Annotated in this window: 21 protein-coding genes; 11 read left to right on the forward strand and 10 right to left on the reverse strand. The window is 64.9% G+C overall.

Features of this window, described 5'->3' with window-relative positions:
* Positions 1–31: 31 nt before the first annotated feature.
* The 3 genes from AC0L2F_RS00835 to AC0L2F_RS00845 all read right to left on the reverse strand — a co-directional run bounded on the left by AC0L2F_RS00835 (position 32) and on the right by AC0L2F_RS00845 (position 1,152).
* Complete coding sequence (locus AC0L2F_RS00835; RefSeq protein WP_063993924.1) at positions 32–397, reverse strand: hypothetical protein; 366 nt, start codon at positions 395–397, stop codon at positions 32–34.
* Positions 398–404: 7 nt separating this feature from the next.
* Complete coding sequence (locus tag AC0L2F_RS00840; protein ID WP_007614801.1) at positions 405–791, reverse strand: hypothetical protein; 387 nt, start codon at positions 789–791, stop codon at positions 405–407.
* A gap of 118 nt (positions 792–909) precedes the next feature.
* A complete protein-coding gene (locus AC0L2F_RS00845; protein WP_063993925.1) occupies positions 910–1,152 on the reverse strand; it encodes a hypothetical protein in 243 nt (80 codons plus the stop codon).
* Positions 1,153–1,466: 314 nt separating this feature from the next.
* On the opposite strand from AC0L2F_RS00845, the gene AC0L2F_RS00850 reads away from it, so the two are divergent.
* The 5 genes from AC0L2F_RS00850 (at position 1,467) to AC0L2F_RS00870 (ending at position 4,880) form a co-directional block, all read left to right on the forward strand.
* Complete coding sequence (locus tag AC0L2F_RS00850; RefSeq protein WP_007614804.1) at positions 1,467–1,919, forward strand: nuclear transport factor 2 family protein; 453 nt, start codon at positions 1,467–1,469, stop codon at positions 1,917–1,919.
* 217 nt (positions 1,920–2,136) lie between these two features.
* On the forward strand, positions 2,137–2,577 hold the full coding sequence (locus AC0L2F_RS00855; protein ID WP_063993926.1) for a nuclear transport factor 2 family protein: 441 nt from the start codon (positions 2,137–2,139) through the stop codon (positions 2,575–2,577).
* Between the two features lie 214 nt (positions 2,578–2,791).
* A complete protein-coding gene (locus tag AC0L2F_RS00860) occupies positions 2,792–3,709 on the forward strand; it encodes a hypothetical protein (RefSeq protein ID WP_179950126.1) in 918 nt (305 codons plus the stop codon).
* A 312-nt stretch (positions 3,710–4,021) separates the two neighbouring features.
* Entirely contained in the window at positions 4,022–4,444 is a 423-nt protein-coding gene (locus AC0L2F_RS00865; protein WP_063993927.1) for a hypothetical protein, read from the forward strand.
* A 298-nt stretch (positions 4,445–4,742) separates the two neighbouring features.
* Positions 4,743–4,880 carry a hypothetical protein gene (locus tag AC0L2F_RS00870; RefSeq protein WP_007614812.1) on the forward strand — a complete coding sequence of 46 codons (138 nt, stop codon included), beginning with the start codon at positions 4,743–4,745 and terminating at the stop codon, positions 4,878–4,880.
* A gap of 41 nt (positions 4,881–4,921) precedes the next feature.
* Here AC0L2F_RS00870 and AC0L2F_RS00875 read toward each other — a convergent pair whose 3' ends face one another.
* The 3 genes from AC0L2F_RS00875 to AC0L2F_RS00885 form a co-directional block, all read right to left on the reverse strand.
* Complete coding sequence (locus AC0L2F_RS00875; RefSeq protein WP_007614826.1) at positions 4,922–5,068, reverse strand: hypothetical protein; 147 nt, start codon at positions 5,066–5,068, stop codon at positions 4,922–4,924.
* A 198-nt stretch (positions 5,069–5,266) separates the two neighbouring features.
* Positions 5,267–5,749: a MaoC family dehydratase gene (locus AC0L2F_RS00880; RefSeq protein WP_007614828.1), complete on the reverse strand. Its 483-nt coding sequence runs from the start codon at positions 5,747–5,749 to the stop codon at positions 5,267–5,269.
* Complete coding sequence (locus AC0L2F_RS00885) at positions 5,749–6,201, reverse strand: MaoC family dehydratase (RefSeq protein ID WP_063993928.1); 453 nt, start codon at positions 6,199–6,201, stop codon at positions 5,749–5,751. The genes AC0L2F_RS00880 and AC0L2F_RS00885 overlap by 1 nt, the downstream gene beginning before the upstream one ends.
* A 178-nt stretch (positions 6,202–6,379) precedes the next feature.
* On the opposite strand from AC0L2F_RS00885, the gene AC0L2F_RS00890 reads away from it, so the two are divergent.
* The gene (locus AC0L2F_RS00890; protein WP_007596805.1) at positions 6,380–6,676 is read left to right on the forward strand and encodes a DUF4282 domain-containing protein; all 297 of its coding nucleotides are present in this window, start codon (positions 6,380–6,382) and stop codon (positions 6,674–6,676) included.
* Positions 6,677–6,793: 117 nt separating this feature from the next.
* On the opposite strand, the gene ychF is transcribed toward AC0L2F_RS00890, so the two are convergent.
* From ychF to AC0L2F_RS00910, 4 genes are all read right to left on the reverse strand, one after another.
* Complete coding sequence (gene ychF, locus AC0L2F_RS00895; protein ID WP_007614830.1) at positions 6,794–7,891, reverse strand: redox-regulated ATPase YchF; 1,098 nt, start codon at positions 7,889–7,891, stop codon at positions 6,794–6,796.
* A 5-nt stretch (positions 7,892–7,896) separates the two neighbouring features.
* Positions 7,897–8,502: an aminoacyl-tRNA hydrolase gene (pth, locus tag AC0L2F_RS00900; RefSeq protein ID WP_007614831.1), complete on the reverse strand. Its 606-nt coding sequence runs from the start codon at positions 8,500–8,502 to the stop codon at positions 7,897–7,899.
* A gap of 58 nt (positions 8,503–8,560) precedes the next feature.
* Positions 8,561–9,280, reverse strand: a complete 720-nt coding sequence (locus tag AC0L2F_RS00905) for a 50S ribosomal protein L25/general stress protein Ctc (RefSeq protein ID WP_007614832.1) — start codon at positions 9,278–9,280, stop codon at positions 8,561–8,563.
* A gap of 184 nt (positions 9,281–9,464) precedes the next feature.
* Positions 9,465–9,716 (reverse strand): accessory factor UbiK family protein, encoded by a 252-nt coding sequence (locus AC0L2F_RS00910; RefSeq protein ID WP_007596812.1) that lies wholly within the window; start codon positions 9,714–9,716, stop codon positions 9,465–9,467.
* Positions 9,717–9,885: 169 nt separating this feature from the next.
* On the opposite strand from AC0L2F_RS00910, the gene AC0L2F_RS00915 reads away from it, so the two are divergent.
* The 5 genes from AC0L2F_RS00915 (at position 9,886) to AC0L2F_RS00935 (ending at position 14,120) form a co-directional block, all read left to right on the forward strand.
* On the forward strand, positions 9,886–10,617 hold the full coding sequence (locus AC0L2F_RS00915) for a dienelactone hydrolase family protein (RefSeq protein WP_007614833.1): 732 nt from the start codon (positions 9,886–9,888) through the stop codon (positions 10,615–10,617).
* 14 nt (positions 10,618–10,631) lie between these two features.
* A complete protein-coding gene (gene lgt / locus AC0L2F_RS00920; protein WP_473247184.1) occupies positions 10,632–11,477 on the forward strand; it encodes a prolipoprotein diacylglyceryl transferase in 846 nt (281 codons plus the stop codon).
* A 21-nt stretch (positions 11,478–11,498) separates the two neighbouring features.
* Positions 11,499–12,617, forward strand: a complete 1,119-nt coding sequence (locus AC0L2F_RS00925; protein WP_473247185.1) for a class I SAM-dependent methyltransferase — start codon at positions 11,499–11,501, stop codon at positions 12,615–12,617.
* Positions 12,614–13,381, forward strand: coding sequence for a peptidoglycan editing factor PgeF (gene pgeF / locus AC0L2F_RS00930; protein WP_473247186.1), 768 nt, complete (start codon positions 12,614–12,616; stop codon positions 13,379–13,381). The genes AC0L2F_RS00925 and pgeF overlap by 4 nt, the downstream gene beginning before the upstream one ends.
* Before the next feature lie 112 nt (positions 13,382–13,493).
* Entirely contained in the window at positions 13,494–14,120 is a 627-nt protein-coding gene (locus tag AC0L2F_RS00935; protein WP_473247187.1) for a hypothetical protein, read from the forward strand.
* The last annotated feature ends 7 nt before the right edge of the window (positions 14,121–14,127 follow it).

Genomic DNA, 14,127 nt, shown 5'->3' on the forward strand with positions numbered 1-14,127 from the left:
CGCCCATGGTTATTGATGGCGGCGTCCGCACTCACCCCACGCTCGCCGCCAGCAGCGACAGCAGCAGCACTGAGGCGACCAGCTGCATCGACGTCGCCGGCTTGGCGCGCCAGCGGGCGATCTTGTCGGAGAAGGACATGCTGGCGTCGAAGAACAGCGGTTCGTAGGCGTTCTTTGCAAAGCTCGGGAATGTCGATCCCGCCCAGATGGCGAGACAGCTGTAGAAAATCGACGCCATCGCGATGGTGAGGACATGATTGCCACCGCGGTCATGTCCCAGCAGCTTCACCATCAGCGACGCCGCGGCGAAGATCGGGAAGCCCTGCAGGATCGCGGTGAGCGCAAAGCCTTCGAGCCAGTTGAGCGGGCCAGATTTCGACGCGGTGATGAAGGGCATGATGCGATCACCCCACGCTCGCCGTCACCACGGCCATCACCGACAGCAGCAGCACGATGGTCATCAGTTGCAGCGACGCGACCGGCTGGGTGCGCCATGCGGTGATCTTGTCGGCGAGCGACAGATGGGCCTCGAAGAACTTCGGTTCGTAGATGGTCTTGAAGAGGTGCGGGAAGCTCGGCCCGAACGTCACCGCAAGCAGCGCATGGGCGAGCGAGGCGATGGCGACGAAGATGGCGACGCCGGGATCGCCGACCAGGTCGTGGTTGCCGACCAGCTTGAGCAGGAAGGCGGCGGCGGCGAAGGTCGGGAAGCTCTGCAGCGTCGCGGTCAGCGCGAGGCCTTCGAGCGCGTTGTGCAGGTTGGACTTTCTGACTCTGGCGATGGCGGCCATGGCACGTCTCCCTGATGACATGCGGATGAATCTAGCCGCCATCAGGGAGGCCTGATGTGAGATGCGTCACGCCCATTTCCTCTGCGGGAACAAGGGGCGCGCCCGGAATGACGAAGGATTACAGCTTGCCCTGCCCGTTCACCTGGCTCTGCTGTTGCCGCTGCCTCTCCTGCTCTTGCTGCTCCTTGGCATGATGGCGGCCGTAGAGGCAGCCGGCGGCTGCGCCGAGGACGCCGTGATGGCCGGCATAGTGGCCGGCGACGCCGCCGACGACGGCGCCCTTGATGCAGCCCTTGGCGTTGGCGGCGGAGGTCGCGCCACAGATGAGAAGTGCGGCGGCGATGGCGGCGAGGGATTTCATGGATCGATGTCTCCGAAGGCGGTGTCGCGCTCTCAACGGGCGCGGGCCTGTCAGGGTTCCCCGCCTTCGCTGCCGCGCGCGGCCGCACCCAGTGCTTCCCACGCGCCCCTTTGCTTCGCGCGCCCATGCAGCCGAACGCCACGCGAATTCGTGCAGGGACGCGTTCGCTCAACCGTTAATTGCAGCCATGAACCTGGCATTGCGCTTGCGCGTCATACGTCAGCAATATCCCCTGTGGTTTTGCGGATTGCCGGTGTCCGAGGCCGCGCGCTAGCTTTGCGCGAACTCCACACGGCCAACGAGGGACGGGCGGAATGACGGTCGAGAAGCTCAATCGCCAGCGCGTACTGCATCTGCTCGACGCCATCGCGCGCAGCGATCTCGAGGCCGCGCTGTCGTGCTGCACCGACGACGTCGACTTCCTCACCCACGCGCCAATCGACGTGCTGCCCCACATGGGCCCCTGCCACGGCAAGGAGGAACTCGGCGAATTCTGGCGCACCGTGCAGGAGCGATACGCCGAGATCCGCTACGAGGTGCCGCAGATCGTCGCCGAGGGCGACGCGGTCGCGGCCTATTTGCGCGTGTTCTTCAGGAAGCGCAGCAACGACCGCATCATTCAGGTCGACATGGCCGTGTTCTACACTTTCCGCAACGGCCAGGTGGCGCAGATCCGCGAGATCATCGATTCCTACGATTTGGTGCAGCAGGTGCTGGAACGCGAGATCGGCCCGCTGATCGTGGGCGAGCGGGCGGACGGGGGCTAGCTCTCTCCAAACCGGCCCGAACCGGGAAAATACGGAGTTCTATTGTAAATCTCACACGCAGGGATCAATTGTGCATTGCGAAAACGTGAATTGCGTTTTGGCCGAATTGGCGTATTTTGTTCGTATACAAATGAGTTGAGCGACCCCGCGGCACCTATCCTGTGCGCTTGGGGTTGTTTTTCGTTTTTATCGCAAGCCAGCTTCAGGACTGCCCAAGATGACAGAGCACAGCCTCTGGCGTTTCTCGCGCGCATTGCACCGCGCGATCAACGACCGGCATTTCGAGGACATCGAGGCCCTCATCGACGAGGACGTCGAGTGGGCGCTCTACGGCCCGATCGACATGTTTCCGTTCCTCGGCGCGCGCCAGGGCAAGGACGCCGTGCTCGACGTCATCCACCAGCTCGCGGACAATTTCCAGGTTCGCCGCTTCGACCGCGAGAGCATCATGCTCGGCGTCGATTCCGCCGCCTCGATGCTGCGCTATTCGCTGACCGCCTTGGATTCCAGCAAGCCGATCAGCTTGCGGGTCGCGCAGTTCGCCCAGTTCAAGGCGGGCAAGCTCACCAGCATGCGCGTGCTGATCGACACGTTTGCTCTGGTAGAACAGGCACTTGGCCGCGCCATTCATCTGCCGAAGATGACCAGCGTCGGCTGAACGGAACACCAACGGGCCCCGCACTTCGGGACCGAAGGCTGATGCTCCCCGCGACGCGTCCTGGCCTCCAGCCCCGCCGGATGCAATCGTGGAGAAGCTCGTCATCGGGCGCGCGCCTTTCGCGCGGCCCGTTGGTTCGCGTTCGATGGAACCGCCACAATTTCGCAATGATGGTTCCGCATCCTCGGCGAGAACTGGGCTGACGGGCAGGACGATGGAATTCGCGACAGGGTTTGGCTGGATCAGGCTGCCGATGCTGGCGGCCGCTTTCATCCTGGGATATGTGCTGACGGTGTCGGCGCAGATCATTCCGCCCTTCTCTCCCGGCCCGGCCGCGCTGCCCGACGAGGACGCCGAAGCGGCGGAGGCCCCCGATGTCAACGACTCCGACGTGCTGAGCGGCATCGACGTCGACAAGCTCGACTGGGGCCAGCTCGCGATCGACGCCGGCACGCTCAACGACATCGTCGCCGCCAAGAAGCGTGCGCAGGCCGCCGCCAAGGACGGGCTGAACTGGACGACGAACGCCAACGCCAACGGCTCCTCGGCGGTGACTGTGAAGCAGTCGGTATCCTCATTCTGGGACGCCCGCATCGGCGCCGACATGACGGTGACGAGCGAGCCGCGGACGATGTCGGAGCTCCTGGCGCAGAAGGCGACCAATGGCGGCAGCGTGCCTCAGTCGTCCGGCAGCGCCTGGGCGGCCGCGACCGCGCCGGGCGCAGGCGCGATCTGGGACAAGACCGCGGTGGAGGCCCGCGTCGATCCCGGCGCCGAGCAGAGCAAGCTCGGGGCCTCGCTGATCAAGTCGGTGCCGCTGTCGGGCGACACGTCGCTGACGCTCCAGAACGGCTACAGCGTCAACCAGCAGGGCACCACGGCGCTCCCCGGCGTCGGCGGTCACATCACGCGCAATTACGAGACCGACCAGTCGGCCAAGGTCACTCTCACCGACACCGGCACCAGCATCACCGCGGGCCAGTCGCTGTCGACCACCGACGACAAATGGCTGCGCAAGGTCGGCGCCGAGCAAAAGCTCTTCGACAACGTCACCGTCTCCGGCTCGGTCGGCGAAACCTCGCAAGGGGCGATCAACAAGAGCCTGACGGCGGGTTTCAAGAAGAGCTGGTAGGTCGGCGCTAATCTTTCTCCTCATCCTGAGGAGCGCGCTCTTGCGCGCGTCTCGAAGGATCGAGGCCCCCGCTGCTAAAGTTGGGCCTGCATGGTTCGAGACGCGCTTCGCGCTCCTCACCATGAGGAACTAGAAAGTTCAGCGCGGCGGCGTTCAGACTTCCGTAACCATACGCCACGGCAAAGCCCCCGAATGGACCGCCCTTGCCGCACCTCGGCCAAGTTGCGGCCAAAATCCGACGCCCTAGTCCCAGACTGACGTCGTCGTGCGGGGGACACTCGCGCTGCGCTCAACGCGAACAGGGGAATAACGATGAACGCCATGCGCCCGGAAAAGACCGAAGGCACCGAGACCGAGACCATCGACACCAACCTCGCCGCCGTGACGGAAGTCGAAGCCGGCATCCGTGACTTCGTCCGCAACGACATCGCCTATCTGCGCCGTCCGGCAGCGAGCACCACGGACGCGCCGCCGCTCGATCCGAGCGCGGAGGCCACCGTCACCAACGTCAACTCGCTGATCCAGCGCGTCGCCGGCACCTCGCTCGCCGAGATCGAGAATCTGATCTCCGAGCTCGAGAGCCTGCGCGATCTGCTCCACGCCGAAGGCCAGCGCGTCCAGCGCGAGATCTCCGGCTACGCCCAGCTCAGCCAGGCCGCGATGAAGTCGACCCGCATGATCGCCGACAACGTCTCGCAGTGGAAGCGCGCCGCCGACGGCCTGCGCAACAGCTGATCGCGAGATTCCGCATCACCAGCCGCCGCGTTCCGAAAGGGGCGCGGCGGTTTTGATTCTGGTGTGTGTGTGCTCTCCCTCGCCCCGTTCTTACGGGGAGAGGGTTGGGGTGAGGGGCTGCTTCAGAAAATTCGGTGACAGATGGACTCGCGGAGAGTCCCCCTCACCCGGATCGCTGTGCGATCCGACCTCTCCCCGCAAGCGGGGCGAGGTGAAGGTCACCCCTTTGAACTTCCCGCATCCCCCCGGCGACTAACGCCAAGCGCTCCTGCCATCGCGGCGGGCCCGGGGACAGTTCATGGAAAGCATTCGGCCCGACACCACCGACCCGATACCGCTGCGGCCCGCGCCGAACCAGTTCGGCACGATCATGCTGCGTTTTGTCGGATTGCTGGCGGTTGCGATCGCGATATTGGCGTTCGTCTATAGCCGCTGAGGGCGGAGGCCGCGTTGCGGCCGTGCGGAGTTAACGAAGTCTTACCGGGTGGCTTCCACGGTCGAGGCTTCCAGGGTGTAGGCGCCGTCGGCATAGCCCTTCACCACCATGCCGGCGACCAGCATCACGGCCAGCGTCGCGGTAGCAAAGATGAATCCGACCAGCTTGAGTGCGCCGCGGTCTGCCATGGTCCTCGTCCCCTGTACTCTGCCCAGTTCGTTCAAATAGACAGCGACAGGTTCATAATTGGTTAGCAACTCGATGGTTCCGCGAACTGCTTCGCGGGAAAACCATGTTGCGCAGGCTTATGGCAGCCGCCCGGAATCGCGTCCATAGCGCGGAAGCAACACTCGCACGCTGTTTTTGCCGTTCATCCTGGAACGAATCTAACCGACGTTCACACGCATCGGCACGAAGGCACTGGCGGTGATGGCGTAGACGTCCTCGCCGCGCTGGTTGGTGCCGGTGGTGCGCGCGGTCAGGATGCCCCAGCCGGGTCGCGAGGCGGAGCTGCGCTTGTCGATGACGACGTTCACGTAGGTGACGATGTCGCCGGCGAGCACCGGCCTGATCCAGCGCAGGTCGCGAAAGCCCGGCGACGGGCCCCACACCGCGACCTCCTCGCCGCGCGAAGCGGCTTCCCGCGCCAGGCGCTGGCCGTCGGCGACAAGCAGGCTCATGCAGGCCGAGCCGACATGCCAGCCCGAGGCCGCGAGCCCGCCAAACAGCGAGTTCTTGCCCTCCTCCTCGTCGAGGTGAAAACGCTGCGGATCGAATTTTGCGGCGAATGTCTTGATCGAGTCGGCCGTGAACGTATAGGCGCCGATCTCGCGGCGATGCCCAATCTCGATCTCTTCGAAAAATGGCATCAGACCGCCCCCTCGCGCCGCTTGATCAGGATCGGCGAGGTCATCTCGCACAGCGCATCACCCCCGGCGTTACGCACGGTGCATTTGAACTTGACGATGCCGAGCTCCGGGCGACTCTTCGAGGTGCGGGCCTCCACGACGTCAACGTCGAGCAGGAGGTCGTCGCCGGGTCTGAGCGGCGACAGCCAGCGCACTTCATCGACGCCGGGAGATCCCAGCGAAGCGGCGCGGGTGATGAAACCGTCGGCCATCATCCGCATCATCAGCGAGCAGAGATGCCAGCCCGAGCCGGACAGACCGCGCAGCATGCTCTTGCTGGCGGCCTCCTCGTCGAGGTGCATCGGCTGCGGATCGAACTCGGCGGCAAAGGCCACGATCTCGTCGCGCGTGACATGGCGCGGGCCGAATGTTCCGAACCGGCCGGGCGGGAAATCTTCGAAGGTCAGGGTCATCTTGGGAAAGGTTTGAGGGAATGACAGATTGTGGCCGCACTTTGCGGCAATCTCAACCCGCTGGCCCGCATGGCTCGTGCTACATTCGGCGCGCCGGCGTCGGTCTTGAGTCGGATCGATCAGGGGCCACGATCCATTTGCAAGACCCGACAACACCTGAATTGCCCTGGGGAGAGCAATGTTTTCATTCAGCGACCTGTTTCAATGGGACCGCTTTATCACGCCGACGATCATCAAGACCTTCTACTGGCTGGTGATCGCGCTGATCTGCCTGTTCGGCCTCTCCGGCATCTTCTCCGGCCTCGCGATGATGGCGATCAGCCCGTTCGGCGGTTTCCTGATGCTGCTGTCGTCGATCGCGAGCGTCGTCGTCGGGATCGTGTTCTCGCGTATCATCGCCGAGTTGATCCTGATCATCTTCCGCATCAACGAGCATCTCGGCGCGATCAGGGATCAGGGCGGCGGGGTGCGGTGAGGCCCGTCATTCCGGGGCGCCTCGCAGAGGCGAGCCCGGAATCCATCGAGCCTCAGGACAAGTGGATGAATGGATTCCGGGCTCGCGCTTCGCGCGCCCCGGAATGACAACGTCAGCTTACGTATTGAACCTGAAATGCATCACGTCGCCGTCGGCGACGACGTATTCCTTGCCTTCGAGGCGGAGCTTGCCGGCATCGCGGGCGCCGGCTTCGCCGCCGAGCGCGACGTAATCCTCATACGCGATGGTCTCGGCGCGGATAAAACCCTTCTCGAAGTCGGTGTGGATCACACCGGCCGCGCCGGGCGCCTTGGTGCCGCGATAGATGGTCCAGGCGCGCGCTTCCTTCGGGCCCACCGTGAAATAGGTGATGAGGTCGAGCAGCGTGTAGCCGGCCCGGATCAGGCGATCGAGGCCGGCCTCTTCGAGACCCAGCGTCTCCAGGAAGTCGGCGCGTTCGTCACGTGAGATGGTGGCGATCTCGGATTCGATTTTTGCCGAGATGACGACGGCAATGGCGCCTTCCTTGGCGGCCTGGTCCTGCACCGCCTTCGAGAACGAATTGCCAGTCGCGGCCGAGCCTTCCTCGACGTTGCAGACGTAGAGCACGGGCTTGGACGACAGCAGGCCGAGCATCCCGAAGGCACGCTCCTCCTCCGCCTTGCGCTCGACGAGGCGCGCGGGCTTGCCCTCGCGCAGCAGCACCAGGGTGCGATTGACGAGGTCGAGCTGCTCCTTGGCGTCCTTGTCGTTGCCCTTGGCCTTCTTGGACAAATTGTCGACGCGCTTCTCGAGACTGTCGAGATCCGCGAGCATCAGCTCGGTCTCGATGGTCTCGATGTCGGCGAGCGGGGCGATCTTGCCCTCGACATGGGTGATGTCGGAATCCTCGAAGCAGCGCACGACATGCGCGATGGCGTCGACCTCGCGGATGTTGGCGAGGAACTGGTTGCCGAGGCCTTCACCCTTGGACGCACCGCGCACGAGGCCGGCGATGTCCACGAAGGTCAGCCGGGTCGGGATGATCTGGCCCGACTTGGCGATCGCTGCGAGCTTATCGAGCCGCGGATCCGGCACCGCGACCTCGCCGACATTCGGCTCGATCGTGCAGAACGGATAGTTCGCCGCCTGCGCCGCGGCCGTTTCGGTCAGGGCGTTGAACAAGGTCGATTTGCCGACATTGGGCAACCCGACGATCCCGCATTTAAATCCCACGAGCGTTATTCCTTGCCGTTGTCGTCCTTGGTCAAAAATCCCTTCGCCTGCATGGCGAGGTGCACCCTGTTGGCGAAGGTCGCGTCCGTGCCTTTGGCAACCAGTGCCGCGTGCTCGGCCACCGCGTCGCAGAGCGTCGCCACCCAGTCGTTGTCGGCTTTGGCGAAGTCGGACAGCACGTGGCCGTGCACCAATTCCTTGACGCCGGGATGCCCGATGCCGAGCCGCACCCGGCGGTACTCGTTGCCGATATGGGCGGAGATCGAACGCAGGCCGTTATGGCCGGCGATGCCGCCGCCGATCTTCACCCGCACCTTGCCCGGCGGCAGTTCGAGTTCGTCATGGAATACGGTGACGTCGCCCGGCGCGATCTTGAAGAAGCTTGCCGCTTCCTGAACGCTGCGGCCGGACTCATTCATGTAGGTCATCGGCTTGAGCAGGATCACGCGCTCGGTGCCGAGCGTGCCTTCCGAGGTCTCGCCCTGAAACCTGCGGCGCCAGGGCGCAAACCCATGACGCCGCGCGATCTCGTCGACGGCCATGAAGCCGACATTGTGCCGGTTACGTGCGAATTTCGGGCCGGGATTGCCGAGCCCAACAAAGAGTCGCATGACGCGGCGCGCCCCTCGCTCGGCGCGCGGTCAGGGACCGCGCGCCAGCTTTGAGAGATTACTTCTTCTTGTCGCCGCCGGCGGGAGCCTTGGCAGCCGGGGCCTTGGCAGCCGCTGCCGGAGCAGCAGCACCAGCAGCCGGAGCGGCACCAGCCGCCGGAGCAGCAGCACCCGCAGCAGGAGCAGCAGCCGCGGCCTTCAGCTCTTCGGCGTAGCCGGACGGCGGCACGATGGTGACGAGGGTCGCGTCCTCGGCGGTCAGCGCCTTCACGCCGGCCGGCAGCTTGATGTCGGAGAGATGCAGCGAGTGGCCGATTTCGAGCGAACCGACGTCAGCCTCGATGAACTGCGGGATGTTCTCCACGCCGCACTCGAGCTCGATCGCATGCGCAACGATGTTGACGGCGCCGCCGCGCTTCACGCCGGGCGAACCTTCAGCCTTCACCACGTGCAAGGGAACGCTGATGCGGATGGTGGCGCCTTCGCCGAGCCGCATGAAGTCGACGTGGATCGGGAAATCCTTGACCGGATCGAGGTGGTAGTCGCGCGGAATCACGCGGTGCTTGTTACCCTCGAGATCGATGTCGACCAGCGTAGTCAGGAACCGGCCGGCGAGGATGCGCGAGCGCAGTTCGCGATCGTCAACCGAGATGGTCAGCGGGGGCTGGTTGTTGCCGTAGATCACTCCGGGCACTCTCCCGGCGCGACGCTCAGCCCGGGCGGCCCCCTTGCCGCTCTTCGGACGTGCGGTCGCCTTCAATTCCTTGACGGTCGCCATAACGTTAAGTCCTTGTTTTTGCAAAAGTTAATGGGCCGCAACGCGGCCCATGGCATACGCCGCAGCAAGCCTCCAGGGGTGCGGGGGCTGCGGACGTGGCGGGCTTTTACCCGGAAGACGCGGAAATGACAAGGAGAATGGGCTACCGGGCGGAACCGGATCGCCCGGATGGACCCCGGCGGAGTTAGCCGCCGAGCTTGGCCTCCAGCGCCGCGATGCGCGCCTTCAGAGCCTCGTTCTCTTCACGCGCCAGACGCGCCATGTCCTTGACCGCCTCGAACTCCTCGCGCTTGACCAGGTCCATGTCGCGCAGGAATTTTTCGGCCTGGGTGCGCATCACCGTGTCGAACTCGCGCTTGACGCCCTGCGCGGCACCGGCGGCGTCGTTCATCAGGCGGCCGATCTCGTCGAAAAACCGGTTGTTGGTCTGGGTCATGTCGGTCTCCTGGCGGCTTTCGATGAACTCTGCGCGAACGCGCGGGAAGACAATGGCAATCCGTTTGGGCCGGTTCAAGAGCCGATCGGCGGTATCCTTGTCATGCCCCGGTTTCCTTGCAATCGTATTCAACGTCCCTGCATAAGAAGAATCACAAAAGGCGCTCGAGATGATCGACCAGCAGATCGCGATCCCCACCAAGGACGGCCACACCGCAACTTTCATCAGCCATCCTGAGCGCGGCGGGCCGTTTCCGGTCGTCCTGTTCTACATGGACGCGCCGGCGATCCGCGAAGAGCTGCGCGACATGGCGCGCCGGCTCGCGACATCGGGCTATTACGTGATGCTGCCGAACCTCTATTACCGCTCCGGCGTGATGGAGCTCGGCGCGCTTCCGGCCGATCCGAACGCGCCGGAGCGCAAGCGCATGTTCGCGCTGATGGGATCGCTCACGATCCCCATGATCATGGACGACACACGGGCACTGCTCACCTATGCCGAGGGCCAGGCGGCCGCGAACACCAAGCTGGTCGGCACCGTCGGCTACTGCATGAGCGGCCGCTACGCCGTCAACGCCGCCACGCATTTTCCCGATCGCGTCAAGGCAGCCGCTTCGGTCTACGGCACGCAGCTCGCAACCGACCAGGACGACAGCCCGCATCTCGCGGCGGCCAAGACCAAGGCCGAGCTCTACTTCGCCTGCGCCGAGACCGACATCTACGCGCCCGCCGAGATCATCGAGAAGGTGAAGCAGGGCATGAGCGGCGCCAAAGCCGAAGTCGAGATCTATCCCGGCACCCATCACGGCTTCGCCTTCCCCAAGCGTCCGGTCTATGACCGCGACGCCGCCGAGCGGCATTGGGAGCGTCTGCTGGCGCTCTATCGCCGCAATCTCGTCTAGTCATAGAAGGCGCGATGCAACTTCTTCTCATCGAATTTCCCGCCTTCAAGCCGATCGCGATCGAGATCGGTCCGTTCGCGATCCGCTGGTATGCGCTGGCCTATATCTGCGGCATCGTGTTCGGCTGGCTCTATGCGCGCTCGCTCCTGAAGAAAGAGCGCCTGTGGGGCGGCCCGGCGCCGATGTCGCTGGTCCAGATCGACGACTTCATCCTGTGGGTCACGCTTGGCATCATCCTCGGCGGTCGCACCGGCTATGTGCTGTTCTACAATCTGCCCTTCTTCATCGACCATCCCGCTGCGATCCTCAGGCTGTGGGAAGGCGGCATGTCCTTCCACGGCGGCTTCCTCGGCTGCGTCGTCGCGGTGATGTGGTTCGCCTATCGCAACCGCATCTCGATCCTGTCGCTCGGCGACATCACCACCGCCGTCGCCCCGGTCGGGCTGCTGCTCGGCCGCATCGCCAATTTCATCAACGGCGAATTGTGGGGCCGCGCCGCCGACCCGGAGCTGCCCTGGGCGATGATCTTCCCCAACGATCCCACCCAGCTGCCGCGCCATCCAAGCCAGCTCTACGAGGCCGGCATGGAGGGCATTTTGCTGTTTGCGGTCCTCGCGGTCATGATCCGCTTCGGTGCCCTGAAGCGGCCGGGCATGATCCTCGGCGCCTTCATCCTGATCTATGGATTGAGCCGGATCGCCGGCGAGCATTTCCGCGAACCGGACGTCCAGCTCGGCTTCCTCTGGGGCGGATTAACCATGGGCATGCTGTTGTCGATCCCGATGCTTATTGTGGGCGGCATACTTATTGTATTGGCCGTGAGGCGCGATGCGCCGAAGCCCGCAGGGGCTATTCGTTAATTCCTTTTGAGAAGATAGGCCGTGACCGACCAGCCGTTACTCGACGAGATCAAGGCGCTGATCAAATCCTCAGGCCCCATGCCGGTCTGGCGGTACATGGAACTGTGCCTGATGCATCCCCGCTACGGCTATTACGTCTCGCGCGATCCGTTGGGACGAGAAGGCGATTTCACCACAGCGCCCGAGGTCAGCCAGATGTTCGGCGAGCTCTTGGGCCTGTGGACCGCCTCGGTGTGGAAGCAGATGGGGGCACCGCAATTCCTGCGGCTGATCGAGCTCGGCCCCGGCCGCGGCACCATGATGGCTGATGCGCTGCGTGCGCTCCGCGTGCTGCCGCCGCTCTATCAGGCGCTCCACATCCACATGGTCGAGGTCAATCCGGTCCTGCGCGAGCGGCAGAGTGCGACGCTGTCGGGCGTGCGCAACATCGCCTGGCACGACAGCATCGACGACGTGCCTGAGGGACCGAGCATCATCCTCGCCAACGAATATTTCGACGTGCTGCCGATCCACCAGATGGTCCGTCACGAGAACGGCTGGCACGAGCGCGTGATCGAGGTCGACGCCAACGGAAAACTTCAATTCGGCGCGGCGGCGGAGCCGACGCCGCGCTTCGAGGTGCTGCTGCCGCCTCTGGTGCGCGCCGCGCCCGTCGGTGCCGTGTTCGAATGGCGGCCCGATGCGGAGATCATGAAGCTCGCCAGCCGCGTGCGCGACCAGGACGGCGCGGCGCTGATCATCGATTACGGCCATCTGCGCAGCGATGCCGGCGACACCTTCCAGGCGATCGCGCGCCATACCTTCACCGATCCCCTGAAGGCGCCGGGCCAGGCCGACGTCACAGCCCATGTCGACTTCCAGGCGCTCGCGCGCGGGGCGGAGGACGTCGGTGCCCGCGTGCACGGGCCGGTGACGCAGGGTGATTTCCTCAAGCGCGTCGGCATCGAGACCCGTGCAGCCGCCTTGATGCAGAAGGCAGCGCCTGACGTCGCCACCGACATTTCGATCGCGCTCAAGCGCCTGACCGAAACCGGGCGTAGCGGCATGGGCTCGATGTTCAAGGTGCTTGGCATTTCCGAGCCGCGGTTGACGGGCCTTGCGGGCCTCAGCGATCTCGAACGCCCCGGAGACGGTTCATGACGCTTGCCTCCTCGCTGCTGTCGGCGGTGCCCGGCCTGCGCCACGCCTTCTTCACCCGCGAGGGCGGCGTCTCAGGCGGCATCTATTCCGCGCTGAACGGCGGGCTCGGCTCCAACGACGATCAAGCCCTTGTCGCGGAGAATCGCCGCCGCATGGCCGAGCATGTCGGCGTCGCACCGGAACGCTTTCTCAGCCTGCACCAGATCCACTCGCCGGACGTCCTCATAGCCGAGACGCCTTGGCCGAACGGGCCGCGGCCGAAGGGCGATGCGCTGGTGACGAAGGTGCCCGGCATCGCGCTCGGCGTCTCCACCGCCGATTGCGGGCCGGTGCTGTTCGTCGATCCCGACGCTGGCGTGATCGGGGGCGCGCATGCCGGCTGGAAGGGTGCGCTCACCGGCGTGCTGGAGCAGACCATTTCAGCGATGGAAAAACTCGGGGCATCGCGCAGCGGCATCATCGCCGCGATCGGCCCGCTGATCCGCCAGGACAGTTATGAAGTCGGCAACGAGTTCGTGGCGCGCTTCATCGAGGCGGATGCGGACAACGCCATGTTCTTCATCCCATCGGTGCGCGATGGACACGCGATGTTCGATCTCGCCGGCTTGATCCGGAAGCGCCTGGAAGCCGCGGGCATCCTGATGATCGACGATCTCGGTCTGGACACCTATGCCGACGAACGCTTCTTCAGCTACCGCCGCTCGGTGCATCGCAAGGAGCCGGATTACGGCCGCCACGTTCACGCAATCGCGCTCGAAGCGTGAACACAAAGGCAACCCGTATCATTCCGGGGCGATGCCTGCGCGCGATGACAGTGGGCTGTGGCGCCCCCGCCCTAGACGTTAATGCGTTTTAACGATATCGCTGCCCTCCACAATGAGGGATGCGTCATTCATCTTGCGCCGCGCGGGTTCGCGCGTGCTGGCGGTCATGCTGCTGACGGCTGCGGCCGCGCTTGGCGGCTGTGCCGGTGGCGGTGGTGCCGCGAACTCCTATGCGATGGCGCCGAGCGCCGGCTCCGGGGCGACGGTCGCGTTCGAATCGATCGACGGACCGCCGCCGCAAGTGTTCGACCGCATGGTCGGCGTGCTCGACAGCGAATCCAAGCTGCGCAGCCTGTCCGTGGTCTCCCGCGAGGGGACGGCTGCCTACCGCGTGCGCAGCTACCTCTCCGCCCAGATCGTGCGCGGCAAGACCGTGATCGCCTGGGTCTGGGACGTCTACGACGCCAACCAGCAGCGGGCGCTGCGCCTTTCCGGCGAGGAACCGACGGCGGCCAAGGGCGGCCGAGATGCTGCCCGCGATCCTTGGAGCGCTGCCGACGACCTCGTGCTGCGGAAGATCGCCCAGGCCGGATTCAGCGGACTTTCCAACATGATCAACGGCACGCCGGATGCGCCGAACTCGGCTCCCGGCTTGCGCGGGCCGGCCGTGGCGAGCGTGATACCGGAGGCTCCGGTGGCAGAGATGCCGGCCTCGGCGCTGGGCTATGCCGAGCGATAACCCCCGC

It is taken from the genome of Bradyrhizobium sp. Ken64 (assembly GCF_055807555.1).